Origin of the sequence: Ruegeria sp. ANG-R (assembly GCF_000813985.1) — a bacterium.
Lineage (GTDB): Bacteria > Pseudomonadota > Alphaproteobacteria > Rhodobacterales > Rhodobacteraceae > Ruegeria.
The window spans coordinates 225,826-249,281 of record NZ_JWLJ01000011.1; the positions used below are offsets into that span (position 1 = coordinate 225,826).

The 23,456-nt window shown below is 58.9% G+C and carries 25 protein-coding genes; 13 read left to right on the forward strand and 12 right to left on the reverse strand.

Annotated elements, in window-relative coordinates:
* Positions 1-123 precede the first annotated feature (123 nt).
* Genes RA27_RS19430 through RA27_RS19440 form a run of 3 tightly spaced genes read left to right on the forward strand, consistent with a single transcriptional unit; the run spans position 124 to position 3,287 of the window.
* Positions 124-1,227 (forward strand): Gfo/Idh/MocA family oxidoreductase, encoded by a 1,104-nt coding sequence (locus RA27_RS19430; protein ID WP_039543222.1) that lies wholly within the window; start codon positions 124-126, stop codon positions 1,225-1,227.
* Between the two features lie 19 nt (positions 1,228-1,246).
* On the forward strand, positions 1,247-2,140 hold the full coding sequence (locus RA27_RS19435) for a TIM barrel protein (protein WP_039542952.1): 894 nt from the start codon (positions 1,247-1,249) through the stop codon (positions 2,138-2,140).
* Between the two features lie 13 nt (positions 2,141-2,153).
* The gene (locus tag RA27_RS19440; protein WP_039542953.1) at positions 2,154-3,287 is read left to right on the forward strand and encodes a Gfo/Idh/MocA family oxidoreductase; all 1,134 of its coding nucleotides are present in this window, start codon (positions 2,154-2,156) and stop codon (positions 3,285-3,287) included.
* 2 nt (positions 3,288-3,289) lie between these two features.
* Here RA27_RS19440 and RA27_RS19445 read toward each other — a convergent pair whose 3' ends face one another.
* Positions 3,290-4,288: a LacI family DNA-binding transcriptional regulator gene (locus tag RA27_RS19445; protein ID WP_039542954.1), complete on the reverse strand. Its 999-nt coding sequence runs from the start codon at positions 4,286-4,288 to the stop codon at positions 3,290-3,292.
* 190 nt (positions 4,289-4,478) lie between these two features.
* On the opposite strand from RA27_RS19445, the gene RA27_RS19450 reads away from it, so the two are divergent.
* The 3 genes from RA27_RS19450 (at position 4,479) to RA27_RS19460 (ending at position 7,402) form a co-directional block, all read left to right on the forward strand.
* Positions 4,479-5,429, forward strand: coding sequence for a sugar ABC transporter substrate-binding protein (locus RA27_RS19450; RefSeq protein WP_039542955.1), 951 nt, complete (start codon positions 4,479-4,481; stop codon positions 5,427-5,429).
* Between the two features lie 67 nt (positions 5,430-5,496).
* On the forward strand, positions 5,497-6,612 hold the full coding sequence (locus RA27_RS19455; RefSeq protein ID WP_039542956.1) for an ABC transporter permease: 1,116 nt from the start codon (positions 5,497-5,499) through the stop codon (positions 6,610-6,612).
* 1 nt (position 6,613) lies between these two features.
* Positions 6,614-7,402: an ATP-binding cassette domain-containing protein gene (locus RA27_RS19460; protein ID WP_039542959.1), complete on the forward strand. Its 789-nt coding sequence runs from the start codon at positions 6,614-6,616 to the stop codon at positions 7,400-7,402.
* A 35-nt stretch (positions 7,403-7,437) separates the two neighbouring features.
* Here RA27_RS19460 and RA27_RS19465 read toward each other — a convergent pair whose 3' ends face one another.
* From RA27_RS19465 to RA27_RS19485, 5 genes are read right to left on the reverse strand one after another with little or no spacing between them, the layout of a single operon-like run.
* Positions 7,438-7,980: a DUF3833 domain-containing protein gene (locus RA27_RS19465; protein ID WP_039542961.1), complete on the reverse strand. Its 543-nt coding sequence runs from the start codon at positions 7,978-7,980 to the stop codon at positions 7,438-7,440.
* The gene (locus tag RA27_RS19470) at positions 7,977-8,594 is read right to left on the reverse strand and encodes a DUF3833 domain-containing protein (protein ID WP_039542962.1); all 618 of its coding nucleotides are present in this window, start codon (positions 8,592-8,594) and stop codon (positions 7,977-7,979) included. Before RA27_RS19470 ends, RA27_RS19465 begins: the two co-directional genes overlap by 4 nt.
* Positions 8,591-9,814: an MFS transporter gene (locus tag RA27_RS19475; protein ID WP_039542964.1), complete on the reverse strand. Its 1,224-nt coding sequence runs from the start codon at positions 9,812-9,814 to the stop codon at positions 8,591-8,593. Before RA27_RS19475 ends, RA27_RS19470 begins: the two co-directional genes overlap by 4 nt.
* Positions 9,814-10,350 carry a hypothetical protein gene (locus RA27_RS19480; RefSeq protein ID WP_039542966.1) on the reverse strand — a complete coding sequence of 179 codons (537 nt, stop codon included), beginning with the start codon at positions 10,348-10,350 and terminating at the stop codon, positions 9,814-9,816. Before RA27_RS19480 ends, RA27_RS19475 begins: the two co-directional genes overlap by 1 nt.
* The gene (locus RA27_RS19485) at positions 10,307-11,635 is read right to left on the reverse strand and encodes an FAD-dependent oxidoreductase (RefSeq protein WP_039542967.1); all 1,329 of its coding nucleotides are present in this window, start codon (positions 11,633-11,635) and stop codon (positions 10,307-10,309) included. Before RA27_RS19485 ends, RA27_RS19480 begins: the two co-directional genes overlap by 44 nt.
* Positions 11,636-11,826: 191 nt before the next feature.
* Between RA27_RS19485 and RA27_RS19490 the strand changes: the two genes are divergently transcribed.
* On the forward strand, positions 11,827-12,552 hold the full coding sequence (locus RA27_RS19490) for an SDR family NAD(P)-dependent oxidoreductase (protein WP_039542968.1): 726 nt from the start codon (positions 11,827-11,829) through the stop codon (positions 12,550-12,552).
* 2 nt (positions 12,553-12,554) lie between these two features.
* Here the strand turns inward: RA27_RS19490 and RA27_RS19495 are convergent, their stop codons facing one another.
* Positions 12,555-12,842, reverse strand: a complete 288-nt coding sequence (locus RA27_RS19495) for an I78 family peptidase inhibitor (RefSeq protein ID WP_039542970.1) — start codon at positions 12,840-12,842, stop codon at positions 12,555-12,557.
* A 130-nt stretch (positions 12,843-12,972) separates the two neighbouring features.
* Between RA27_RS19495 and RA27_RS19500 the strand changes: the two genes are divergently transcribed.
* Positions 12,973-14,085, forward strand: a complete 1,113-nt coding sequence (locus tag RA27_RS19500; protein WP_039542972.1) for an S-(hydroxymethyl)glutathione dehydrogenase/class III alcohol dehydrogenase — start codon at positions 12,973-12,975, stop codon at positions 14,083-14,085.
* Positions 14,086-14,139: 54 nt separating this feature from the next.
* Here the strand turns inward: RA27_RS19500 and RA27_RS19505 are convergent, their stop codons facing one another.
* A complete protein-coding gene (locus RA27_RS19505) occupies positions 14,140-15,078 on the reverse strand; it encodes a DMT family transporter (protein ID WP_039542973.1) in 939 nt (312 codons plus the stop codon).
* Positions 15,079-15,273: 195 nt separating this feature from the next.
* Between RA27_RS19505 and RA27_RS19510 the strand changes: the two genes are divergently transcribed.
* Positions 15,274-15,741: a DUF1203 domain-containing protein gene (locus tag RA27_RS19510; RefSeq protein WP_039542975.1), complete on the forward strand. Its 468-nt coding sequence runs from the start codon at positions 15,274-15,276 to the stop codon at positions 15,739-15,741.
* Here RA27_RS19510 and RA27_RS19515 read toward each other — a convergent pair.
* Positions 15,738-16,763, reverse strand: a complete 1,026-nt coding sequence (locus tag RA27_RS19515) for an ABC transporter ATP-binding protein (protein WP_241484114.1) — start codon at positions 16,761-16,763, stop codon at positions 15,738-15,740. The genes RA27_RS19510 and RA27_RS19515 overlap by 4 nt on opposite strands.
* A gap of 54 nt (positions 16,764-16,817) precedes the next feature.
* On the opposite strand from RA27_RS19515, the gene RA27_RS19520 reads away from it, so the two are divergent.
* From RA27_RS19520 to polA, 3 genes are all read left to right on the forward strand, one after another.
* Complete coding sequence (locus RA27_RS19520; RefSeq protein ID WP_039543223.1) at positions 16,818-17,003, forward strand: zinc-finger domain-containing protein; 186 nt, start codon at positions 16,818-16,820, stop codon at positions 17,001-17,003.
* 47 nt (positions 17,004-17,050) lie between these two features.
* Positions 17,051-17,713, forward strand: a complete 663-nt coding sequence (locus tag RA27_RS19525; RefSeq protein WP_039542979.1) for a YrbL family protein — start codon at positions 17,051-17,053, stop codon at positions 17,711-17,713.
* Between the two features lie 104 nt (positions 17,714-17,817).
* Positions 17,818-20,619 carry a DNA polymerase I gene (gene polA, locus RA27_RS19530; protein WP_039542981.1) on the forward strand — a complete coding sequence of 934 codons (2,802 nt, stop codon included), beginning with the start codon at positions 17,818-17,820 and terminating at the stop codon, positions 20,617-20,619.
* A 57-nt stretch (positions 20,620-20,676) separates the two neighbouring features.
* On the opposite strand, the gene RA27_RS19535 is transcribed toward polA, so the two are convergent.
* A complete protein-coding gene (locus tag RA27_RS19535; RefSeq protein ID WP_039542983.1) occupies positions 20,677-20,907 on the reverse strand; it encodes a DUF2798 domain-containing protein in 231 nt (76 codons plus the stop codon).
* Between the two features lie 74 nt (positions 20,908-20,981).
* Positions 20,982-21,737 carry a TIM barrel protein gene (locus tag RA27_RS19540; RefSeq protein WP_039543225.1) on the reverse strand — a complete coding sequence of 252 codons (756 nt, stop codon included), beginning with the start codon at positions 21,735-21,737 and terminating at the stop codon, positions 20,982-20,984.
* 173 nt (positions 21,738-21,910) lie between these two features.
* On the opposite strand from RA27_RS19540, the gene RA27_RS19545 reads away from it, so the two are divergent.
* A complete protein-coding gene (locus RA27_RS19545) occupies positions 21,911-22,867 on the forward strand; it encodes a DMT family transporter (protein WP_241484115.1) in 957 nt (318 codons plus the stop codon).
* Here the strand turns inward: RA27_RS19545 and RA27_RS19550 are convergent.
* The gene (locus RA27_RS19550; RefSeq protein WP_039543230.1) at positions 22,849-23,427 is read right to left on the reverse strand and encodes a DUF1285 domain-containing protein; all 579 of its coding nucleotides are present in this window, start codon (positions 23,425-23,427) and stop codon (positions 22,849-22,851) included. The genes RA27_RS19545 and RA27_RS19550 overlap by 19 nt on opposite strands.
* Positions 23,428-23,456: the final 29 nt, after the last annotated feature.

The following is a 23,456-nucleotide window of genomic DNA, read 5'->3' on the forward strand; positions in this document are numbered from 1 at the left end:
GGGCTCCTTTAGGAAAATTGAGGTGCAATGCCGAATGCAGCTTGCGAGAGTCCTATTCTCACGATACAAGTTTTGCAACCGGTTGCAAATGGTTTTCAGGAAAAAGCGGAGGAGGGCGTCGGAATGGCAGAAATCGGCATTGGCATTCTGGGCGGCGGATATATGGGCAAGGCCCATGCGGTCGCCATGTCTTCGGTTGGGGCAGTGTTTAACACCGCTTTGCGCCCGCGACTGGAAATGGTGTGCGCGTCATCCCCGGAAAGCGCCGAGCGGTATCGCCAAGCGTATGGATTCGCCCGCGCGACCGATGATTGGCGCGAGTTGGTGAACGATCCGAAGGTCGAAGCCATCGTGATTGCTACCCCTCAGGAGACGCATCGCGAGATCGCGCTGGCGGCGTTCGCCCTGGGCAAACCAGTGCTGTGCGAAAAGCCGTTGGGGTCATCGCTGGAGGATGGGGCTGCGATGGCGGCTGCTGCCGACGCCTCGGGCAAGACTAACATGGTCGGGTTCAACTATATTCGCACGCCCGCCAGCCAATTTGCCCGCCAGTTGATCGCCGATGGCAAAATCGGCGACATCACGTGGTTTCGGGGCGAGCATACGGAAGATTTCTACGCCCACCCGCAAGCGCCTGCCACCTGGCGCACAACCGGAATGTCGAACGGAACGATGGGCGATCTGGCCCCGCATATGATTAACGCAGCGTTGGCCCTGATCGGACCAATCGAGCGCGTGATGGCCGAGGTGGAGACCGTGCACACAAGCCGTCCCGGTGGGGAGGTGGACAATGACGATCACGCTCAGATGATGGTGCGATTCGCCAATGGTGCGATGGGATCGATGTATTTCAGCCGCATCGCGACCGGACGTAAGATGGGCTATGCCTATGAGATCAACGGCACCGAAGGCGCGATCCGCTTTGATCAGGAGGATCAGAACGCGTTATGGCTCTACCGCATGGACGGCCCTGAGGCCGAGCGCGGCTTCCGTAAAATCCTGACCGGCCCGGCCCATCCAGACTATGAACCGTTCTGTCAGGGTCCGGGGCACGGCACAGGCTATCAGGATCAGATCATCATCGAAGCGCGCGATTTTCTGCACGCGATCGAAACGGGCAAACCGGTCTGGCCGACCTTCCGTGACGGGCATGAGGTCAACCGGATCGTCGCTGCGGCGCTGGCGTCGGCAGCGGACGAGAACTGGAAAAACATCGAAGATTTCTGAGCATCGGAGACAAGACAAGATGAGCATCAGAATTGGCAATGCGCCCTGTTCCTGGGGCGTGGAATTTGCGCAGGACCCGCGCAATCCGCATTGGAAAACCGTTCTCAGCGAATGCGCGGAGGCCGGGTATAAGGGTATCGAACTGGGCCCTGTGGGCTTCATGCCCGAGGACCCTGCGGTTCTGGCCGACGCGCTGGCCGAGCATGACCTTGAGCTGATTGGCGGCGTGGTCTTCCGTAATTATCACGATCCGGATGCGTGGGAAGATGTGCTGGACGCCACCCACCGTACAGCCCGCGCATTAAAGGCACACGGGGCGCAGCATCTGGTTCTCATCGATGCAATCTCTCCTCGCCGCGCGCCCACCGCTGGCCGCGCCGAAGAGGCCGAGCAGATGGACAAGGCGGAATGGGCGGCTTATCGCGACCGGATTGCCGAAAGCGCACGGATTGGGTCCGAGGAGTACGGGTTGACAGTGGGCATTCACGCCCATGCCGCAGGTTTCATGGATTTTGAGCCGGAACTCATCCGATTGCTGGATGAGGTTGATGAAAATCTTCTGAAGATATGCTTCGACACAGGGCACCATTCCTATGCCGGGTTCGATCCGGTGAACTTCATGCAGCGCTACGTTGACCGGATCTCGTACATGCATTTCAAGGATATTTCGCCAACCGTGAAGGCGGATGTCATTGCCAATCGGACGGGCTTCTATGACGCCTGCGGACAGGGGATTTTCTGCAATCTGGGTGAGGGCGACGTGGATTTTCCGGCGGTCCGTCAGGTGCTTCTGGATGCAGGCTTCACCGGGTGGTGCACGGTCGAACAGGACTGTGATCCGACGCTTGATCCCGATCCGGTGGGCGATGCACGGAAGAACCGCGAATACCTCGAATCCATTGGTTTCAATTAAGGAGGCCCGGGCGATGACCAAGCTGAAATGGGGTATGATTGGCGGCGGAGAAGGCAGCCAGATCGGACCGGCGCATCGCATGGGTGCTTTGGCGGATGGACGGTTCGACTTCACCGCCGGGGCGCTGGACCACCGACCCGATGTTGGTCGCGAATACGCCCAACGGTTGGGCATCGCGGCAGATCGCGCCTATGGCGATTGGACCGAGATGCTGGCCGGTGAACGCGGGCGCGAGGACCGGATTGATCTGGTGACTGTGGCCACACCGAATGCGACGCATTTTGAGATCACCAAGGCTTTCCTTGAGGCCGGGTTCAATGTGCTGTGCGAAAAGCCCATGACCATGACCGTGGAAGAGGGTGAAGAAATCGTCAAAATCGCCGAGAAATCCGGGAAGATCTGCGCGGTAAACTATTGCTATTCTGCCTATCCGATGGTGCGTCAGGCCCGCGCGATGGTGCGCGCAGGTGAGATTGGCAAGGTCCGTCTGGTCGTCACCAGCTTCAGCCACGGCCATCACGGAGATGCCACCGATGCCGACAATCCGCGCGTCCGCTGGCGCTATGATCCGGCGATGGCGGGCGTTTCCGGTCAGTTTGCCGATTGCGGTATCCATGCGCTGCACATGGCCGGTTTCATTGCCGACGATGAGGTTGAAACCCTGTCGGCGGATTTTGCATCGACCATCCCCAGCCGAGAGCTGGAAGATGACGCGATGGTGAATTTCCGCATGTCGAATGGTGCGGTCGGGCGTCTTTGGACCTCCTCGGTTGCGATCGGCCGGCAGCACGGGTTCGACATTCAGGTGTTTGGTGAAACCGGCGGGCTGCGCTGGGCGTCCGAGCAGCCCAACCAATTGATTTATACACCTGTGGGTGGTCGGACTCAGATCATCGAAAAAGGCGAAGGCGGCTTGCACGAGGAAGCTCAGCGCCTCAGCCGCGTGGCGATTGCGCATCCCGAAGGGTTTCCGCTGGCCGTTGCCAACATCTATTGCGATCTGGCGGATGCGATTGCCGGGGAAGCCCGTGACGGTCTGCCCAACGCGGCAGACGGTGTGCGTTCGATGGCTGCCGTTCATACTGCCGTGGCCTCGGCGAAAGGGGGCGGTGCTTGGATGGATGCCCGGCCACCGATGTTCCGCTGAGCTTAGGGAGCGGGGCGCAATGTGCCCCGTTCGATCACGGAACAGGGAAATATCCGTGCCTCGGGATATCGATCAGGCTCGTTCAGTGTCGCCACCATCAACTCGATTGACGAACTGACGATCTGGCGGATCGGCTGATGGATGGTGGTGAGATTAATATTCTCCCATCGCGCCATTTCCATGTCGTTCAGGCCGATGATCCCGATATCCCCCGGCACATCCAGGCCGCTGTCCAGGATCGCAGAAAGCGCCCCGATGGATAGCACGTCGTCGCCGCAGAAATAGGCTTCGGCTGGTTTGCAGTTCAACAATCGCAGCATCTCGCGTCGCCCCGCGTCGAAGGAATAAGCGTCGGCGAATGAGCAGGCCACCTCGATCTGCGGGTGCTTTGCCAGTTCTGACATGAACCCGGAATGACGGTCCTGCGTCGAGGTTGCAGCTTCGGGTCCGCCAAGAAAGGCAACCTTCGAATATCTGCGGGCCACCAATTCACGAGCGGCCATGCGCCCGCATTCCACATTGTCGATACCGACGACATGGACCTGAGGCGATGAAGATGATCGGCCAAAGCTGTGTACCACCGGCACACCCGCATCCCGGAACGCCTTGGAAAACCCCGGCGGCAAGGTAGAGGACGCGACGACCACGCCATCGACGGAATACTGTCGCAGCATCCTTACGGAATTCGCGGGGTCGACCTCGTCCGTCAAATTGACCAGCAGCGGACGCAGGCCGCGATCCTGCAAGCCGCGGGTGAACTGGTCGAAAACCTCCAGGAAAATCGGGTTATGGAAGTTGTTCGAAACCAGCCCGATCAGCTTGGTCCGCCCTGTGGTCAGTGACGACGCCAGTGCGTTCGGGCTGTAGCCCAACTCCTGTGCGGCCTTTTCCACCTTGCGGCGCATCTTGTCGGAAACCGAGGCCCCATCCGTGAAAGTGCGCGACACGGCAGAGCGGGAAACACCCGCGCGTTCTGCAACCTCTTTCAACGTGACAACCATGCTCTGTCCGGCCTTCCTAATCCTTTGTGGCAGCCCTTCTACCCATTTTCTCTGGCAGATGCAGTATGAAACACTCTCAATTCAAATTGCAACCGGTTGCAAAAATTTGACAGATATGTTCTAACTCGAGTCGGAAAGGTGCAGAGGACCGCCTTGTTCCGGAACAACGACGAGTTTTTGGGAGGACATCATGACTTCACTGACGAAAAAGCTGGCGCTGGCAGCAGTAGTGGCGGTGACGCCGCTGATCGCGGCCACTGGAGCAGCGGCGGAAGGTGAGAAATACATTCTGGTCAGCCATGCGCCGGATAGCGACAGCTGGTGGAATACAATCAAGAATGGCATCGCTCTTGCGGGTGATCAGATGGGCGTCGAGGTCGAGTATCGCAACCCGCCCACCGGTGACATTGCGGATATGGCACGCATCATCGAACAGGCCACAGCCTCAGGCCCGAACGGCATCATCACGACGCTGGCGGATTATGATGTGTTGAAAGGCCCGATCACGGCGGCGGTGGATTCCGGTATCGATGTCATCATCATGAACACCGGTACTCCGGATCAGGCCCGCGAAGTGGGTGCCCTGATGTATGTGGGACAGCCCGAATATGATGCCGGTCTGGCGGCTGGCCAGCGCGCCAAAGGCGATGGCATTGCCAGCTTCCTGTGTGTGAACCACTCGATCCAGCAGCCGACGCTTGCCGAGCGCTGCCAGGGCTTCGCGGATGGTCTGGGTGTGGAACTGGGCAATTCGATGCTCGACAGCGGTACCGACCCGGCGGAAGTTAAGAACAAGGTGCTGGCCTATCTGTCGGCGAACCCCGAAACCGACGCCATTCTGACGCTTGGTCCGGTCTCGGCAGACCCGACCGTTGCTGCGCTGAATGAAAACGGCATGGCCGGCGACATCTATTTCGGGACTTTCGATCTGGGTGAGGAAATCGTCAAAGGCATCAAGGATGGGACCATCAACTGGGGTATCGACCAGCAGCCCTTCCTGCAGGCTTACCTGCCCGTGGTGATCCTGACCAACTATCACCGTTACGGCGTATTGCCGGGCAACAACATCAACTCGGGCCCCGGTTTCGTTACGGCTGACGGCCTGACCAAAGTCGAGGAATTCGCGGGCGAATACCGCTGATCCTCATGGGTGGTGCCTGAACGCACCACCCACTCGATCCCCCATAGTTTTTTTGTGGAGACACCCCATGTCCACCACCAGTCAAGTCACTGACGAACGCGTCAAGGAAATGTCAGCGCTGCGACGTTGGCTGATCCGGCCCGAACTGGGCGGGATCGTCGGAACGGTCGCCGTATTCACCTTCTTCCTGCTCTTTGCCACCGATTCCGGCATGTTCAACGCACAGGGCATCATGAACTGGAGCACGGTTTCGGCGCAATTCGTCATCATCGCCGTCGGTGCCTGCCTGCTGATGATTGCAGGTGAGTTCGATCTGTCCGTCGGCTCGATGATCGGGTTCTCGGGTATGCTGATCGCGATCTTCCTTGTGATCCTCGGCTGGCCGGCGTGGATGTCGATCATCGTCACCTTCATCCTGTGCATGTTGATCGGCGCCTTCAATGGCTGGATTGTCATCACCACCGGGCTTCCCAGTTTCATCGTGACGTTGGCATCGCTGTTTATCTTGCGTGGCTTCACGATCTACCTGCCCCAGACGATCGAAAACAAAACCATCATCGGCGGCATTCGCGACGCAGCCGAAGGCGACTGGCTTGCGCCGGTCTTCGGTGGAAAGATCGGTCAGGGCATTTTCCAGTGGATGGGTGACAATGGGTGGATCGCGGTATTCGAACGCGGCTCTCAGCAGGGCAAACCGGTGGTTGAAGGCGTCCCGATGCTGATCGTCTGGGCAATCATGCTGGTCATCATCGGGCATATCGTTCTGACCCGCACCCGTTTCGGCAACTGGATATACGCCGCAGGCGGCGACGCGGAATCGGCCCGTAACTCGGGCGTCCCCGTGAACCGTGTGAAAGTGACAATGTTCATGTTCACCGCATTCTGCGCGACTGTTTTCGCCACCTGCCAGGTGATGGAGTTCGGTTCGGCCGGTGCTGACCGCGGCCTATTGAAAGAGTTCGAGGCGATCATTGCCGTGGTCATTGGTGGTGCGTTGCTAACCGGCGGATACGGTTCGGTTCTGGGCGCAGCGCTTGGCGCGCTGATCTTTGGGGTGGTCCAACAAGGCCTGTTTTTTGCAGGCGTGGAAAGCTCACTGTTCCGCGTGTTTCTGGGCGTGATCCTTCTGGGCGCGGTGATCCTCAACACCTATATCCGCCGCATCATTACAGGGGAGCGCTAAGATGAATCCCGAACACGCACCCATTATCCAGATGAAAAACATCGAAAAGCACTTTGGCAGCGTTATTGCGCTGGCAGGGGTGTCGGTCGATGTTTTTCCAGGCGAATGCCACTGTCTGCTTGGTGACAATGGCGCAGGTAAATCGACCTTCATCAAAACCATGTCCGGTGTGCATCAACCCACCCATGGCGAAATCTTGTTCGACGGCAAACCGATGCATTTCGCCGACCCGCGCGATGCCATCGCTGCGGGGATTGCGACGGTCCACCAGCATCTGGCTATGATCCCGCTGATGTCGGTCAGCCGGAACTTTTTCATGGGTAATGAGCCTGTGAAAAAAGTCGGTCCGATCAATTTCTTCGACCATGACTATGCCAACAAGGTCACGATGGAAGAGATGCGCAAGATGGGCATCAACCTGCGCGGGCCGGATCAGGCCGTGGGCACGTTGTCTGGTGGCGAGCGTCAGACGGTTGCGATCGCGCGGGCGGTGCATTTCGGGGCCAAGGTCCTGATCCTGGACGAGCCGACCTCGGCGCTGGGCGTGCGACAGACTGCAAATGTTCTGGCGACCATCGACAAGGTGCGCAAACAGGGTATCGCCGTGGTATTCATCACCCACAATGTCCGTCACGCGCTGGCGGTTGGCGACCGGTTCACTGTGCTTAACCGGGGTCAGACGCTGGGCACGGCGCAACGGGGACAGATTACCCCGGATGAGCTGCAGGACATGATGGCAGGTGGTCAGGAACTGGTTGAGCTTGAGGGGAGCCTTGGCGGCACCGTCTGATCCTTTGCACCTCGCTGGCCTTGCTGGCGGGGTGACTATTTTTTCTCGAAGAACAGAATAACCTCGCCCAGCCGCACGCCATAGCGCGAGACGTAGGCCCGGTTCAGCAGCCGGTCATCGGACAAGAGCCACATCCAGTCATCGAAATTCACCCGTATGGTGCCGTCTTTGACCGGCAGGTCGATCTTGTATGTCCAGTTGAACGTATCGCCCCGCTCAATTCCGCTGGCTGAACCCAGTACACCGGGCGCAGTGCCGGTCCAACTGTCCTCTCCGGTCTTGGTCAGGGTCCAAACGCGCTGTTCGGTTGCGCCGTCGTCATAGACGAAATCCTCGACCAACGTCAGCGTTTCACCGTCCCATGTTCCGTTGATGTCGACGGTGAAGCGACGTGGGACATTGCCCAATACATCCTGAAACTGGCCATATGCGACAGTCTTGCCCTCAAAGAACTCTTCAAGGTTCAGCTGACGGTCCGACAGGAACGTCTTCGGGACGCGTGGTTTGGCCGAGCAAGCGGCAAGCACCGCCAGCCCGACGAGAGTGACGATTGCAACAAGAGAGCGGCGGGCCATCATTGCAAAACCCTCAGTTCAGAGTCTGTATCGTGGCCATTTGCACCGTGCAGATGAGTCGATTTTACCTCGGGGGCCGGGCGCATCGTGGCGACCAGTTCGGCAACCTTGATGCCGAACTTGCGCATCTCGGATCGGTTCATGATCGCTCCGTTATCGGTCAGATACATCCAGTCGGTCACATCCAGCGTATGCCCGCCGGCGTCCTCGGGCAGGATGATCCGATAAGTCAGTTTCACGGTTGCGCCCGAGATCACGCCCTTGCCCTCGCCTACGATGTCGTCCGCAGTTGCAGTAAATGTGTTTCCCGTGCCCAGCGTCAGATACCATTTGCGGGTCATCTGTTTGCCGTTGGAATAAGTGAAATACTCGGACAATGTGCCGGTATTCCCGTCCCATTCGCCCACCATACGCGCGACAAAGCTGTTCGACATCTTGCCATTGGGACCGTAGATCAACCCTTCCGAGAGGATCTCGCCGTTCAGGTTCTTTTTCAGCGAAAATTCGGGCCCGGTGCCGCTGTAATCGGTTGGTGATTGCGACCGGAAGCTGAGGAAACGGTTTTTCACAGCGAACACAGCAAAAATGGCAAGCAGACAGAACAGGAGCGTTTTCATTTGGCAGAGACCTCTGTCGGGAGGGTCAGGACCAAGCCAAACGCTCCGAGTTTTAAGATGCAGGGCAGGACAGCATAGGCGAGCGTGAGAGTGTTCAAAGCCTCAGCCGAATTGGCCTGTCCGGGGGTGAAGCCGCTGCGTTCCAGCAGCGGCAGCGTGAAAAAGGCGGCTAAGGCGAGCCCCAGCTTGCCCGCGAAGGACCAGATGCCGAATGCGGCAGACGCGTTCAGCCCGGCGCGGGTCAGAACAACCGAGAACATGGCGGGCAGGACAACCATATCCGCGCCAAGCGCCGCACCCGAGGCGAGGCAAATGACCGCGAATCCGGTCAGATTGCCGGGCGCCAGCAGGGCGGCCCCTACAAAGCCGAGAATGGCCAGGGGCATCGCGATGATCAGAGTCTGTTTCGGGCCAATCCGGTTGCTGAGCCGCGCCCAGAACGGAACGCTGAGCCCGGCGCTGAGGAAGAACAGGATCAGCAGCGGCCCCGCTTTCCCCGGCAGTTGCAGCCGGTCTTCGACAAAGAACAGAAAAAGGGTTGAGGTGATCGCGACGGGCAGGCTGTTGATCAGCGCGAGGCTCAGCAAGCGCAGCGCCCCTGCCTGCGCCAGCCCGGTGTAGGACAAGCCTTGACCGGTGATCGGTGTACGCCTCCACATGGGCAAGGTTATGGTCAGTATCACGACGGCCAGAACGCCAAGGAACAGGCCGAAGGCAGGATAGCCCTGCGCCGTGGCGCCCAGAGCGACAAAGACGGCAGGTGTAGCGGCTGCGATGATCACACCTGCCAACTGGCCGCCCTCGCGGAAGGCCGCTTGTCTCATCAGCTCTTTCGGGCTTGCCTCTTTCGCAAGCGTCGCGCTGCGACCGTAAAGCAGGATGGTTCCAAGGCTGTACGCTGAGAACAGCAGGATCAAAATAGACACTAATACGGTAATATTTGCCCCATCCGGCAAACCAAAGAGCAAAGGAAACCCGATTGCCAGACCCAACGCGGCAGTGGCGGCAAACAACATCTGTCCACCGGGCCAGCGGTCAATCGCCCAGCCAATCAGCGGGTCTTGCACCAGATCGACCAGCCGGATGACCAGCAGAACGGTCCCGATCACACCCAGGCCGATGCCAAGGTTCACGGCAGCAAATCGCGGCAGGTGGATGTAAAGCGGGATACCCGCCGCAGCCAGCATCAATGCATAGAGGCTGACGCGCGGGTACAGCATCAGTTGCCTCGCAATGACCGCGTGAAGGCCGCCGAGCGGGTGTTGTCGCCCAGAAAGATCGACATGAAGCTTCGTTTGATCCCGGGATAGGATATGGTGCAGACTTTGCGCCCGTTCAGCCAGAAGCCGACCTTGTTCGGCCCCTGCGAGATCGCGAGATAGCGATCACCTTTGCTGACGGCGTCGAAACAGACCTCAAGCTGGGCGCGCACCGGGGCAGCGCGGCCGATCCGCTTCATCTCGTCCAGCGTCGAGTTCACAAGGGCCTTCTTGGAGAGTTTCCGGCGATACCGCAGCTCAAGACCGAAGTCTTTGCTCCAGTTCAGAGGTGTGCCTCCTGGCGTGAAAAGCTGCGCATCATAGATTGGGAAACCCAAGTAGCGGAAGGTTGCGGTACCGCGTAACTCGGCATCGTTGAGGGCGCCAAAAACGGGTGACGCTGCCAGTCCTCCAGGGGCCAGCAGCATCAGCGACACCAACGTCGCGGTCAGATTAGGCCGAGGCAGGAACGGCGAGTTCTTTCTCAGAAATACCATTGTCAGCTCCGATTATTTGCGGGGTGCCGGTGATGCGCTCGACCACGTGCATTGCGCTGGCAATCCCGTCTTCGTGAAAGCCATGCCGGTTGTAAGCTCCGGCGAACCATGTTCGGTTCTGTCCCTGTATCTCGCGGATTTGCCCTTGCGCACGCAAGGCGGCTTTGTCGAACACCGGGTGGGCGAATTCGACCTCGTCATAGATTTTGTCCGCGGGAATGTCTGAGGCGGCGTTCAGTGTTACAAACAGCGGATCGCTGTCGGGGATGTTCTGAAGCCGGTTCATCCAATATGTGACCCCAACATTGCCCTTTTGTGACCGGTAGGTCCAACTGGACCAGCAAGCGCGCCGACGAGGCATCTGGCGAGGATCGCAGTGAAGGATGGCTTTGTTCGGTTGATATTTGATCGCGCCGAACGCGTTTCTTTCGGCCTCGGTCGCGGCATCGCCCAGAATGGCTAGCGATTGATCAGGGTGGGTGGCCAGAATGATTTCGTCAAATAGAACGGCCTCGCCGCCCGAATGAACGGTCACACCCAGATCATGTCGTTCGATCCGCTGCACCGGAGAGGCGAGACGGATGTCAGCACCACGCGCACGCAGTGCGGCCTCGATCCGGCGCACATATTCGATGCTGCCGCCCTTCACCGTGTACCACTGGTGCTGATTGGCACGGCCCGACGCCAGCAGCGCATGGTTGCGGAAGAACTGCACCAGCGAACGCGCCGGGAACTGATCGACAAACTCAACAGGCGTTGACCAGATCGCGCCGCACATCGGCATCAAGTAATTGTGCCGGAACCAGTGGCCGAGGCGCAGTTGATCCACCAGCTCTCCGATTGTGGTGTCATCGTCCTGGGCGGCGTCGGGGGCCTCTTTACCAAAGCGCAGGATGTCGGCAATCATCTTGTAATAGGCCGGGCGGGCGAGGTTGCGTTTCTGAGCGGTCAGAGTGCGCAGGTTGTTCAGACCATATTCGATGCGGCCATTGTCGATGGTTGCACCAAAGCTCATTTCGCTTTTGGTGACTGGCACGTTCAACTCGTCAAACAGCCGGGTCAGATACGGGTATGTGGCATAATTGAAGACGATGAATCCGGTGTCGACCGGCTGATCGCCTTTGCGCCCCGCCATCACTGTTCGTGCGTGGCCACCCAGTCGGGGCTCGGCCTCGAACACGGTAATATCATGGTTTTCGGAAAGGTAATAAGCTGCGGAGAGACCTGAAATGCCTGCGCCTATGACTGCGATTTTTTTGCGTACGCCCCGGGTTTCGTCGAACATTCCATCCTCGTTATTCGGCTTTTACAATAGGATACGCAGGGAATGAGTCTCTGGATCAATCGGATTAGAAGTTTTTTTCCAATGCGCTATGCTTTGAGGTCTGGCCACCTGAATGCTGTACCGAAGGTCGGGCGTGATCCAGAGCGGTCAGCGGGTCGTAATGGTCTCAGAAGTATCGCTAAGGACCGGGTATGAGCAGCTTTGACGGAAAGACCTATTGGATCATCGGTGCCAGCGAAGGTCTGGGCCGGGCGCTGGCCGAAGCGCTGAGCCGTCGGGGCGCGCATCTGATCCTGTCCGCACGCAACGTGACCCGGCTTGCCGAAATTTGCGAGAAGCTACCTAACGCGCGCTCGGTTCCGTTTGATGTAACCGATTTAGAGGCTGTGCGCCGTGCTGTGGCTGATGCCGGTGCCTTTGATGGTCTTGTTTACAACGCAGGTGCCTATGAGCCGATCAATGCGGCAGATTGGAATACCGAAGTCGCTTTGACCATCAGTGACGTCAACTATTCGGGCGCATTGCGCGTGCTGGGCGAAACGGTGCCCGGTTTCGTTCAAGAAGGGCGCGGGGATATCACGCTGATCGGATCGCTGGCCGGATATCATGGGCTTCCCAACGCAATTTCATACGGGTCCAGCAAGGCCGCCCTGATCTCGCTGGCCGAGACCATGCGGCATGATCTGGCGGGCACCGGCGTCACCGTCCGGATCGTCAATCCCGGGTTCATCAAGACCCGCCTGACCGACAAGAACAGCTTTAAGATGCCCATGCTGATGACGCCCGAAGACGCCGCCGACCGCGTTCTGCGCGCCATGTCACGCGGCCGTTTCCGTACGGATTTCCCGGCTCCGTTTTCGTGGCTCGTGCGTCTGATCGACTATCTGCCCGACATTCTGGTGTACCGGGGAAAGTGAACTTACCCGCAGGTTAGTCTCTGAATGGTGCCCGCGCCGTTCACATAAACGTTCAACCGGTCTATGCGATAATCCTGTGTCGCTATGTCATCCGGCCCCAGAACGCGCGACCGCTCGGGAAGCTGGGCCTGAATGGTCGAAACCGGCTGACCAATCGTATCAGCGAACGGTTCACCCTTGCAAAAAGCCAGATCGACCGGTGCTTCTTCCGCTGCAAGCCCCGCTTCTTGCGGCGGCGGTGTTTCGGAACATGCGGTCAAAAGGATCAGGATCGGAAAAAAGCGGTACATTGGCGCAGGACTTTCTGGTGATGTCGTTTCTGAAATATCAAAGATTTAGCCAACCTGTCATGAAAGCGCAGTTGAAAAAACCCTGTATTTGACGCAGGGTCGGGGCAAAACAGACAGGGAGACAAGCCGAATGCGTACCCGTGCAGCCGTCGCCGTTCAGGCAGGCAAACCGTTGGAAGTGATGGACGTAAACCTCGAAGGCCCCAAAGCGGGTGAGGTTTTGGTCGAGATCAAGGCCACCGGCATCTGCCACACCGATGAATTCACCCTGTCAGGTGCCGACCCCGAGGGCCTGTTCCCGGCCATTCTGGGCCACGAAGGTGCAGGCGTGGTGGTCGAGGTCGGCCCGGGCGTGACCAGCCTGAAGCCGGGCGATCATGTGATCCCGCTTTACACTCCTGAATGTCGTGAGTGTGAATACTGCCTGCACCCAAAGACCAACCTGTGCCAGGCGATCCGTGAGACGCAGGGGCAGGGTCTGATGCCCGATGGCACCTCGCGTTTTTCGACTCTGGATGGTGATCCGATCCTGCACTACATGGGCTGCTCGACCTTCTCGAACCACACCGTCCTGCCCGAGATTGCGCTGGCCAAAGTGCGTGAGGACGCGCCTTTCGACAAGATCTGCTATATCGGCTGCGGCGTGACCACCGGCATCGGTGCAGTGATCAATACCGCCAAGGTGGAAATCGGAAGCCGCGCCATTGTGTTCGGTCTGGGTGGTATCGGCCTGAACGTCATTCAGGGCCTGCGCCTGGCTGGGGCCGATCAGATCGTCGGTGTCGACCTGAACCCATCCAAAGTGGAAATGGCCACCAAGTTCGGCATGACCGATTTCGTCAACCCGTCCGAGGTCGAGGGCGATCTGGTGCCCTATCTGGTCAATCTGACCAGGGGCGGCGCAGACTATACCTTTGATGCCACCGGCAATGTTGGCGTGATGCGCGCGGCACTCGAGTCGGCCCACAAGGGCTGGGGTGAATCGATTATCATCGGTGTGGCCCCTGCGGGCGCTGAAATATCGACTCGTCCGTTCCAACTGGTTACGGGCCGCTCATGGCGTGGCACCGCGTTCGGCGGCGCGCGTGGCCGGACTGACGTTCCCAAGATCGTCGATTGGTACATGGACGGGAAAATCGAGATCGACCCGATGATCACCCACACGATGGGTCTGGATGACATCAACCATGGCTTTGACCTGATGCACAAAGGTGAGAGTATTCGGTCGGTCGTCGTTTACTAGGGTTCTAAACCAATCGAACATGCCAGTAGCGGCGCACTTTTCGGTGCGCCGTTTTCATTCTCCCGGTCTTGACGCTCCGGTGTCCGACCGAGGCGACCTGACCCGCAACACCGGCGTGTTGGTCGAGGTCGTGTTCGACCGGCTCTCGCGCCAGACCACGAAGACACCTGACGCGATGATGATACTCGCGCCGATTGCGACCCAGATGTCCGGGTGCTCGTCAAAGAATAGTACGCCGAAGATCGTGGCCCAGATAATCTGACTGTACTGGCTGGGAGCAACGACCCCGGCAGGAGCCGCGCGGTAGGCGAGAATGATCAGATGTTGCGCAATTACCGAGAACACGCCGACCAGCGCCATCATCGCCAGATGCAGCAGCGATGGCGGTTGATAAACGGCCGGTTGTGCGATGCTCATGACGACGATAGCCAGAAGCATCGGATAGAGGATCAGGACCGCAGACCGCTCCTCGTTCCCGATCTTGCGGACCAGTACCGAGGCGAATGCGCTGCAAAAAGCCGCCGTTAGAGCCGCTAGATGACCCAGCGTGATCTCGGTCGTGCCGGGGCGCAACACAATGAGCACACCGATCAGGCCAACGCCGACGGCAGCCCACCTTTGGGCACGGACCACCTCACCCAGAATCGGGATCGAGAGAACGGTGACGATCAGCGGGAAGGAAAACAGCAGCGAATAGACTTCGGCCAGGGGCAGAACTGAAAAGGCATAGAACGCACAGGACATCGCAGTAACCATCAAAGCCGACCGCAGCAGCACCAACCACGGGTGGCGCGGCACGAAGTTACCGGTCGTCCGGTCCGCCAGAATGGTCACCGCCATCGGGACAAACGAAAACAGCGTGGCAAAAAAAATGATCTGCAATACCGAATATGTACCGCCCAGCACCTTGATCAGCACATCATGGGTGGCAAAAACGGCAAAGCCCATGAACGCAAAGGCAAGCCCACGAAGGGTGGTGTTCTGAGCGCTCATCGCAAAGCCTCAATCATGGTTGATTCATTTGGGGTGTTTAATGCCTGCTTAGACCCAAATTGATGCGACGGGTAGCCCTAATTTTACCGCTAACATTCCCTGGCAAGCAGTGTTGTGGAATTTGCAATGCGCAGGAAACGGGTCGAGCCTGAAACCAGCGATCGTCATGATCACCTTGAATCAAGGAGAGACGTCATGCACAGGATTTCAGCTTTATCGACCAAACAGGTTCAGGCCTATCGCGCGGGCGCGCCCGACAGTTATGGGAACCCGCCAGAGCGTGCGATTTCTGACGGCGGGGGAAATCCCTGCCGCCATTGTCTGAAACATATACCGGCGGGCAAAGAGATGCTGGTGTTGGCGCACCGGCCATTCCCGGAAACGCAGCCCTATGCGGAGACCGGCCCGATCTTCCTGTGTGCCGATCCGTGCGCACGCTTTGAAGATGACGAGATGTTACCCGAGGCGCTGACCGACTCGCCCGACTACTTGATCAAGGGGTATGGACCGGACGACCGGATTGTCTACGGAACCGGGATCATCACCCCGCAAGCGCAGCTGCATGAGGCGGCTGACAACATCTTCTCCCGCGCCGACGTCACGTATATCCACGTCCGATCGGCGCGGAACAACTGTTATCACGCACGGATCGATCGCGCCTAAAGCTTGACGCGGTGCATTCCCCGATGCGGCTGGTTCGGGTCGTTGACCGAGACGTCGTCGGCCCGGCTTGAGGTCAGCGCAAGGAACACATCCTCAAGATCGGCCTCTTCCGTGCGGACGTCCCGGATGCGGATATCGGCCTGACGCACCGCCTCGAGCACTTGTTCGGCCGTCGTCAGGGTGCTGTGATATTGCAGCACAAGATCGCCGTTCTCGCGTTGTGTCGCGGTTACGTTTTCGGTCTCTGGAAGAGTCTGCACAGGGCGATCCGGCACGATCACCATGGTCCGGCTGTCCATACGGCCCAGCAGATTGGCGGTGCTGTCCTGTGCAATCTTCTCGCCGTGATTGATGATGGCAATCTCGTCACACATCTCCTGTGCTTCTTCCAGATAGTGCGTGGTCAGGATGATTGTCATGCCCTGTTCGTTCAGCTTGCGCACATTGGCCCACAGCATCTGCCGCAGTTCGATATCCACACCTGCTGTAGGTTCGTCCAGCACCAGAATCTTGGGATGATGTACCAGCGCCTTGGCCAGAAGCAGACGCCGCCGCATCCCACCCGAGAGCGTCCGCGCATAGGCCTCGGCCTTGTCCCTGAGGCCAACGAGGTCGAGAATCTCTTCGCTGCGCCGATCTGACTTGGGAATGCCATATAGCCCGGCCTGAACCTCCAGCGCGCCGCGTGGCGTGAAGAACGGATCAAGGTTCAGTTCTTGCGGCATCACGCCAATGGCCGCACGCGATTGGCGCGGGTTCCGATCCTGATCGAAGCCCCAGATCGACACGTTACCGGATGTTTTGACCACCAGACCCGCCAAAATGTTGATCAGCGTCGATTTACCGGCGCCATTCGGGCCAAGCAGGCCGAAAACCGAACCCTGGGGAACCGTCAGATCGATCCCCTTCAGCGCCTGTTTCTCGGGCTGGCCTTTGCCGCCGCGATAGGTCTTGCGCAGTGCTTTGATCGTGATTGCCGCATCGGCCATGTGGCCCTTGCCCCCGGATTGCTCATCGCTCATAAACGCACCTAATACATGCCCGCGAGGCCGACAACCAAAGAAGGATCGCCAGCCGTGACCATCGAAGCGCCGGAAACCAAGATTGTCGACAAAACCCGTGTCGCCTGCGACGGCGGCGAGGGTGCACTGGGCCATCCGCGTGTCTGGCTGCAGATCCCTGAAGACACAGGCTGGGTCGAGTGCCCATATTGCGATTGCAAATACGTGCTGCGCGGCACTGTTTCAGAGCAGGGCGCATAAGAACCGCCAGCGTAAGCGCGGTTCGGTGCCGGCGAGGATAGACAATAATGCTGTTCACAGCCAAGACGATAGACCTTTCCGACAGCCAGCCAATTGCCAACGGGACCGTACGCAGTGTCTATGGTTTTCCCGGTCACCCCGACCTTCTGATCAAAGTGTTCACCCGGTCCGAGGACCGTGTGTCGCACAGGCTTGGCAAGCGCCTTGCCTGGAAATTGTTCCCCGAGGCGCAATTTCGCAGCACTCTGAAAGAGCTGGAATGCGAACTGCGCGTTTCCCTGAAGCTTGGCACAGGTATTGAGCACTCGCCCCTGTCCAGAATGTTGGGTGTGGTTCAGACCACGCGCGGGGCCGGAGTGGTCGTGGAGCGTATCGCCGGCCTTGATGGTGGTCTTGCGCCCAAGCTTTACGAAGTTTGCCGCAGCGGGTTGGACGACCCGGTGCTGGGTGCGCTGAATGCATTCGTGGGGCAGATGTTCGATCTTCATATCGTCGCGCGTGACGTCAAAAGCTCGAATATCGTTTACGGGACACGGGGCGCAGGGCCGGCATTCTTCCTGATCGACGGATATGGAGAGCGGAACCTCATCCCGCTGCGCAGCCTGTCCCGCCGTCTGAATGATCGCTCGCTGAACAAGCAGTTTGCATTGATCGCGCAAAAAGCGGGTTTGGCGTGGAGTGCGGATAAGCGCACTTTTTCGAATAGCTGAAACCAGACCTCGGGGAAATTAGGTCGGAACGAATTGGTCAAGCGGCCTCGTCTTTCGTTCTGCCCTTCGGTACAACTTGGCGCAACACAGCGCAGGAGCCTCATATGACTAGCACCCAATTCGGAAAAGGCTGCCATCTGCATCTGATTGATGGATCGGCGTTTATCTTCCGTGCCTACCACGCGCTGCCTCCGCTGACGCGCAAATCGGACGGGTTGCCAATCGGGGCGGTCTCGGGTTTTTGCAATATGCTGCAAAAATATGTCGAGGATAACGCGGGGCCGGATGCGCCGACCCATGTGGCGGTGATATTCGACAAGGGGTCACACACGTTCCGCAACGACCTTTATGACCTCTACAAAGCCAACCGCGAGGCGATGCCCGAGGATCTGCGCCCTCAGATGCCCCTGACGCGCGAGGCGACGAAAGCGTTTAACATCGCCTGCAAAGAGCTTGAGGGTTACGAGGCCGACGACATCATCGCAACCCTCGCCGTGCAGGCGCGCGAGGCGGGCGGCCGCGTGACCATCGTGAGTTCCGACAAGGATCTGATGCAGCTGGTTGGCGATGGGGTCGAGATGCTGGACGCGATGAAAAACAAGCGCATCGACCGGGATGGTGTTTTCGAGAAGTTCGGTGTCGGGCCTGAGCGTGTTGTGGATGTTCAGGCGCTGGCCGGGGACAGCGTGGACAACGTTCCGGGTGCTCCGGGGATCGGGGTCAAGACAGCGGCGTTGTTGATCAACGAATATGGCGATCTGGAAACCTTGCTGGACCGTGCCGAAGAGATCAAGCAGCCCAAGCGCCGTCAGACCCTGATCGAAAAACGCGACCAGATCGAGCTGTCGAAGAAGCTGGTGCAGCTGGACGAAAACACCCCGCTGGATTTCACGCTGGACGATTTGGAGGTGAAGGACCCCGAGCCGGACACCCTGCTGGCGTTTCTGGCAGAAATGGAGTTCCGCACCCTCACCAAGCGGATTGCCGACAAGCTGGGCGCTGAGGCTCCGGCCATCGCGGACACCCCCGCACCGGTTGACGAACCAGAGGCCGAGGCGATCCCGTTCGACGCTGCGAAATACGAATGTGTGCGCGATGCAGCAGCTTTGCAGAAATGGATTGACCAAGCCTATGAGCGGGGATGGATCGCGGTCGATACCGAGACCACCGGCCTGAACGAAATGATCGCCGATCTGGTCGGCATTTCCCTTTGCATTGAGCCGGGCGAGGCTTGCTATATCCCGCTGACCCATCGTGAAAGTGCAACCGACGACCTGTTCGGTTCGGATGCGCTGGCCGAGGGTCAGATGCCGCTTGATGAGGCTCTGACCCTGCTTAAGCGCATGTTCGAGGACCCCTCTATCCTGAAGATCGGGCAGAACATGAAGTACGATGCCAAGATATTCGCCCGCTATGGCGTGACCGTGGCGCCGATCGACGACACCATGCTGATGTCCTACGCGATGCATGGGGGTGAGCATGGGCATGGGATGGATACATTGTCCGAACGGTATCTGAGCCACACACCGATCCCGATCAAACCCCTTTTGGGGTCGGGCAAATCGGCGATTACATTCGACAAGGTGCCGATTGATGAGGCCACTGCTTATGCCGCAGAGGATGCGGATATCACGCTGCGCCTCTGGAAGCTGTTCAAGCCGCAATTGCATCAGGTTCAGGTGACCACGGTTTACGAGACGCTCGAGCGCCCACTGGTCCCTGTACTGGCCGAGATGGAGATGCATGGCATCAAGGTGGACCGCGATGTACTCAGCCGCATGTCCAACGCGTTTGCACAAAAAATGGCCGGGTTAGAGGCTGAAATTCACGATCTGGCTGGCGAAAACTTCAACGTCGGCTCGCCTGCGCAGCTGGGGGAAATCCTGTTCGACAAGATGGGTCTGGAAGGCGGCAAGAAGGGCAAGACCGGGAAATATTCGACCGGTGCGGATATTCTGGAAGACCTCGCGACCGAGCATGAGCTGCCGCGCCGGGTGCTGGACTGGCGGCAGCTCAGCAAGCTCAAATCGACCTATACGGACGCGCTGCAGACCCATATCAACCCCGATACGGGTCGCGTGCACACATCCTATTCGATCACCGGGGCGAACACGGGCCGTCTGGCCTCGACCGATCCGAACCTGCAGAATATTCCGGTGCGGACCGAAGAGGGGCGGCGCATTCGCGAGGCATTCATAGCCGAGCCGGGGAACGTGCTGGTCAGCCTCGATTACAGCCAGATCGAACTGCGTATTCTGGCGCATATTGCTGATATTCCGGCTCTAAAGCAGGCATTTGCGGATGGCTTGGACATTCACGCCATGACCGCATCCGAAATGTTTGATGTGCCGCTGGACGAGATGACACCGGATATCCGCCGTCAGGCCAAGGCGATCAATTTTGGTGTCATCTATGGTATCTCGGGTTTTGGTCTGGCGCGCAACCTGCGCATCCCGCGGGCCGAGGCGCAGGGGTTCATCGACCGTTACTTCGAGCGTTTCCCGGGCATCCGGCGCTATATGGACGATACGGTCGCATTCGCAAAAGAGAATGGCTATGTGCAGACTCTGTTCGGGCGCAAAATTCACACGCCCGAGATAAATGCAAAAGGTCCACATGCGGGATTTTCGCGCCGCGCGGCGATCAATGCGCCGATTCAGGGGACCGCAGCGGATGTGATCCGGCGCGCGATGGTGCGGATGCCGGGGGCGATCAATGGTCTGCCCGCCAAGATGCTGCTTCAGGTCCACGACGAATTGCTGTTCGAAGTGGCCGAGGACTCGGTGGATCAGGTGATCGGCGTGGCGCGGGACGTCATGGAGGGCGCTGCAGATCCCGCGGTGAAACTGGATATCAGATTGGTGGCAGACGCAGGGCGGGGCGCAAACTGGGCCGAAGCGCATTGATCGCTGGCACGGCAAGGGTGCCCGTCATCAGGCCCGGCGGGCCCTCTTCCCGGCAGGTCAGGTCTCAGACCTGACCAGTCGATCGATCATCCGTTTCACGATCGGACCCAGCGTCAGGATGACGGTGAAGGCGATGGGCCAGCAGAACGCCCACGAGGCCATCCAGTCGCCAAAGGTTGAAGGGCTGAAACCGATTGCCTTCACCGTGGCGATTCCGGTCACGACACAGGACATCAGGCCGGACATGATCAGGGCGAACAGAGCGTGCGCATATCGGGCTGGAATCATCGGGTATCGTCCTCAGTCTGTCTGGTCATTCATATGCGTGAATTGATATATGATGGCCGGTATTGATACCGGCCCTATTGTCGCATCCAGCCCAGCGATGCCTCGGTTCGCGACGTTGAGGGCGTGTATTCGGCACTCACCCAGCCGGAGTAACCGCAACAATCCATTGCATCGAACAGCGCTGGGAAATCGGTATCGCCGCGCCCGGGTTCGGAACGATCCGGCGCGGCGCCGATCTGTGCGTGGACGATGCGGTCGTGATGACGTTGCCAAGCCGAAAGGGCATCGCCATGGATCATCTGGGCGTGAAAACTGTCGTATTGCAGCCCTATGTTGGGCCGGTTCACCTGATCCAGCACGTCCGCTGCCAGATCATAGTCATTCATAAAATAGCCGGGCTGCGAGACCGGATTGAGTGGTTCAATTGTGAACTGCTGATGCGGTGCGAAATCTGCAGCCCATTGCAGGTTCTGAACAAAACAGTCAAAGGCTTCGGGCCCCTCGGCATAACCTGACATCACGTGGATCAGATCGGGGCGCAGTACCTCGGCATAGCGCAGAACACGGCGGATATCGGATTGGAAGCGCGCCCTGCCCTCAGGTACAGCCGCATAACCCGGTTCGCCACCCGCATAGTTCGGAGGAGGCGCGTTGATCAGTATAAGATCCAGGCCATTCGCCACCAAAGCGCGGCGGGTTTCTTTGGCGGCAACATCGTAGGGAAACAGAATCTCGACCGCGCTGAACCCGGCCCGCGCGGCAGCCTGAAACCTTTCGAGATAGGGGAGCTCGTTGAACAGCAGCGAAAGATTGGCGGCAAATCGGGGCATTGGGTGTTCGGTCTCCTGTTGCATGAAGCTTAACGGCCGAGCTGACCCGGTAAAAGAGACTGAAAACGACAGATTGTCGAAAATCGGCCAGATCATTGACCTCGAATCAGGAACCCTTTGGAGATGCGGCGCTCCGGTGCAGGCGTGCCGTGCTAACAGAAGGTGTGAACACGATGGCAATGAGCCCCGAACCCGTGCGCGGGCATACCCTTGCTATATCCCGCGGGCGTCAAACCGCGTTCACCGGGAATACGTTGGCGGTTGCGTCAATGCTGACATGGGCGGCGGGTTTCCCGGCAGCCGAGCTATTATTGCAGAGCTGGCCGCCTGTTGCGTTATTTGCCGCGCGCATGGTTCTGGCGGTGTCGGTTATGGTGCCGATCTGGATGTTGCTTGATGGACCCCAGCGGGTACTGCGCGCCCGCTGGGGGCACGCGCTGTTTGTGGGCGGTCTGGGGATCGGAGCCGGGATGTTTCTGATCATCGTGGCGCAGAAGCTGACCGACCCGGTCACTGTTGCCATCATTGCCTCTTGCGCACCGTTGATCGCGACTCTGCTTGAGCTTGCGGCGGGAACACGGCGGTTGCGGTGGAATTTTGCGCTCGGCATGGTGATCTCGGTCATCGGAGGGCTGATCGCCACCAGTGCGGTGGCACCGGCGCAGCTGGGGCCGGGGGCGGCTTGTGCGGTGGTGTCGACCGCATTGTTTTGTTGGGCCAGCATGGCCACGGCACGCGATTTTCCCGAACTCAGCCAACTGGGCCGCAGCACCATCACGCTGGCCGGAGGGCTGGCGACCGCAGCCGTGCTGGTTCCGGTCGCTTGCCTGCTGGGGTTCGACGTTATGCCTGCGCGGTCTGTCGATGCCGCGCAGATGGGGATGTTGGTGTTCTATGCGTTGTTTTCGCTGGGCCTCAGCCAGTTTTTCTTTATCGCATCTGTCGGCAAGCTGGGCGTCGCGCTGGCCTCGTTCCACATCAACACCGCGCCGTTCTACGTGATGGTGATCATGTTGGCTGTGGGAGAGGACTGGAACTGGACCCGGGCGCTGGGTGCGGCGCTGGTGGCGCTGGCGGTGGTGCTGGCGCAGGACCGTAAACCCAGACCGGTTCAGCCCTCGAGCGCCTGAGATGCGATGAGCGGAAAGAACTGACCGTCTGACCAGACCCCGAACCAATTGTCGTGATGACTGCCAATCTCGACCAGCCGGTAAAAGCTCTTGCGATCGATGCGGGCTTCAAGATTCGCGCGAACCAATACGTAGGGCGATGGCTCATCCGTTTCTGTATCGAGGACAATGCGGATGGGGTGCTCAGGCCCGGCGACGGCTGTGTCGCCCACCTGCGTCGTGAAAGTCAGGCGCTGAGCCTCACCTTCGCCGTTCTTTTCGAAGTCTGTTGCGATAAACGGCGCATCCTCGACGGTGATTCCCACCTTTTCAACCGGGGTAACCAGATAATACTTGCCGTCTTCTTTCTTAAGAATTGAGGAAAATAGCCTCACAAGCTCGAACCGGTTGATGGGTGAGCCTAAATAACTCCAAGTACCATCTTTTGCGATCCGGATGTCCAGATCGCCGCAAAACGGAGGATTCCATAGGTGAACGGGCGGTAAACCCTGTTTTTGGGCCGCTTTGACCGATGCCGCCAGACCGTCGGGCGAGGGGGTCACGGGTTTTTGTCCGCTCATTGCTTTTGCCATTTCCTCTCAGCGCGATA

Excerpts from the sequence above, each read along its gene's own strand:
- RA27_RS19505 (WP_039542973.1), bottom strand. The coding sequence starts at position 15,078 with ATGAGCGCTCAGAACACCACCCTTCGTGGGCTTGCCTTTGCGTTCATG.
- RA27_RS19455 (WP_039542956.1), top strand. The coding sequence starts at position 5,497 with ATGTCCACCACCAGTCAAGTCACTGACGAACGCGTCAAGGAAATGTCA.
- RA27_RS19515 (WP_241484114.1), bottom strand. The coding sequence starts at position 16,763 with ATGAGCGATGAGCAATCCGGGGGCAAGGGCCACATGGCCGATGCGGCA.
- RA27_RS19440 (WP_039542953.1), top strand. The coding sequence starts at position 2,154 with ATGACCAAGCTGAAATGGGGTATGATTGGCGGCGGAGAAGGCAGCCAG.
- RA27_RS19525 (WP_039542979.1), top strand. The coding sequence starts at position 17,051 with ATGCTGTTCACAGCCAAGACGATAGACCTTTCCGACAGCCAGCCAATT.
- RA27_RS19535 (WP_039542983.1), bottom strand. The coding sequence starts at position 20,907 with ATGATTCCAGCCCGATATGCGCACGCTCTGTTCGCCCTGATCATGTCC.
- RA27_RS19495 (WP_039542970.1), bottom strand. The coding sequence starts at position 12,842 with ATGTACCGCTTTTTTCCGATCCTGATCCTTTTGACCGCATGTTCCGAA.
- RA27_RS19545 (WP_241484115.1), top strand. The coding sequence starts at position 21,911 with ATGGCAATGAGCCCCGAACCCGTGCGCGGGCATACCCTTGCTATATCC.
- RA27_RS19500 (WP_039542972.1), top strand. The coding sequence starts at position 12,973 with ATGCGTACCCGTGCAGCCGTCGCCGTTCAGGCAGGCAAACCGTTGGAA.
- polA (WP_039542981.1), top strand. The coding sequence starts at position 17,818 with ATGACTAGCACCCAATTCGGAAAAGGCTGCCATCTGCATCTGATTGAT.
- RA27_RS19460 (WP_039542959.1), top strand. The coding sequence starts at position 6,614 with ATGAATCCCGAACACGCACCCATTATCCAGATGAAAAACATCGAAAAG.
- RA27_RS19475 (WP_039542964.1), bottom strand. The coding sequence starts at position 9,814 with ATGCTGTACCCGCGCGTCAGCCTCTATGCATTGATGCTGGCTGCGGCG.
- RA27_RS19480 (WP_039542966.1), bottom strand. The coding sequence starts at position 10,350 with ATGGTATTTCTGAGAAAGAACTCGCCGTTCCTGCCTCGGCCTAATCTG.
- RA27_RS19465 (WP_039542961.1), bottom strand. The coding sequence starts at position 7,980 with ATGATGGCCCGCCGCTCTCTTGTTGCAATCGTCACTCTCGTCGGGCTG.
- RA27_RS19435 (WP_039542952.1), top strand. The coding sequence starts at position 1,247 with ATGAGCATCAGAATTGGCAATGCGCCCTGTTCCTGGGGCGTGGAATTT.
- RA27_RS19430 (WP_039543222.1), top strand. The coding sequence starts at position 124 with ATGGCAGAAATCGGCATTGGCATTCTGGGCGGCGGATATATGGGCAAG.
- RA27_RS19490 (WP_039542968.1), top strand. The coding sequence starts at position 11,827 with ATGAGCAGCTTTGACGGAAAGACCTATTGGATCATCGGTGCCAGCGAA.
- RA27_RS19485 (WP_039542967.1), bottom strand. The coding sequence starts at position 11,635 with ATGTTCGACGAAACCCGGGGCGTACGCAAAAAAATCGCAGTCATAGGC.
- RA27_RS19540 (WP_039543225.1), bottom strand. The coding sequence starts at position 21,737 with ATGCCCCGATTTGCCGCCAATCTTTCGCTGCTGTTCAACGAGCTCCCC.
- RA27_RS19510 (WP_039542975.1), top strand. The coding sequence starts at position 15,274 with ATGCACAGGATTTCAGCTTTATCGACCAAACAGGTTCAGGCCTATCGC.
- RA27_RS19470 (WP_039542962.1), bottom strand. The coding sequence starts at position 8,594 with ATGAAAACGCTCCTGTTCTGTCTGCTTGCCATTTTTGCTGTGTTCGCT.
- RA27_RS19445 (WP_039542954.1), bottom strand. The coding sequence starts at position 4,288 with ATGGTTGTCACGTTGAAAGAGGTTGCAGAACGCGCGGGTGTTTCCCGC.
- RA27_RS19450 (WP_039542955.1), top strand. The coding sequence starts at position 4,479 with ATGACTTCACTGACGAAAAAGCTGGCGCTGGCAGCAGTAGTGGCGGTG.
- RA27_RS19550 (WP_039543230.1), bottom strand. The coding sequence starts at position 23,427 with ATGAGCGGACAAAAACCCGTGACCCCCTCGCCCGACGGTCTGGCGGCA.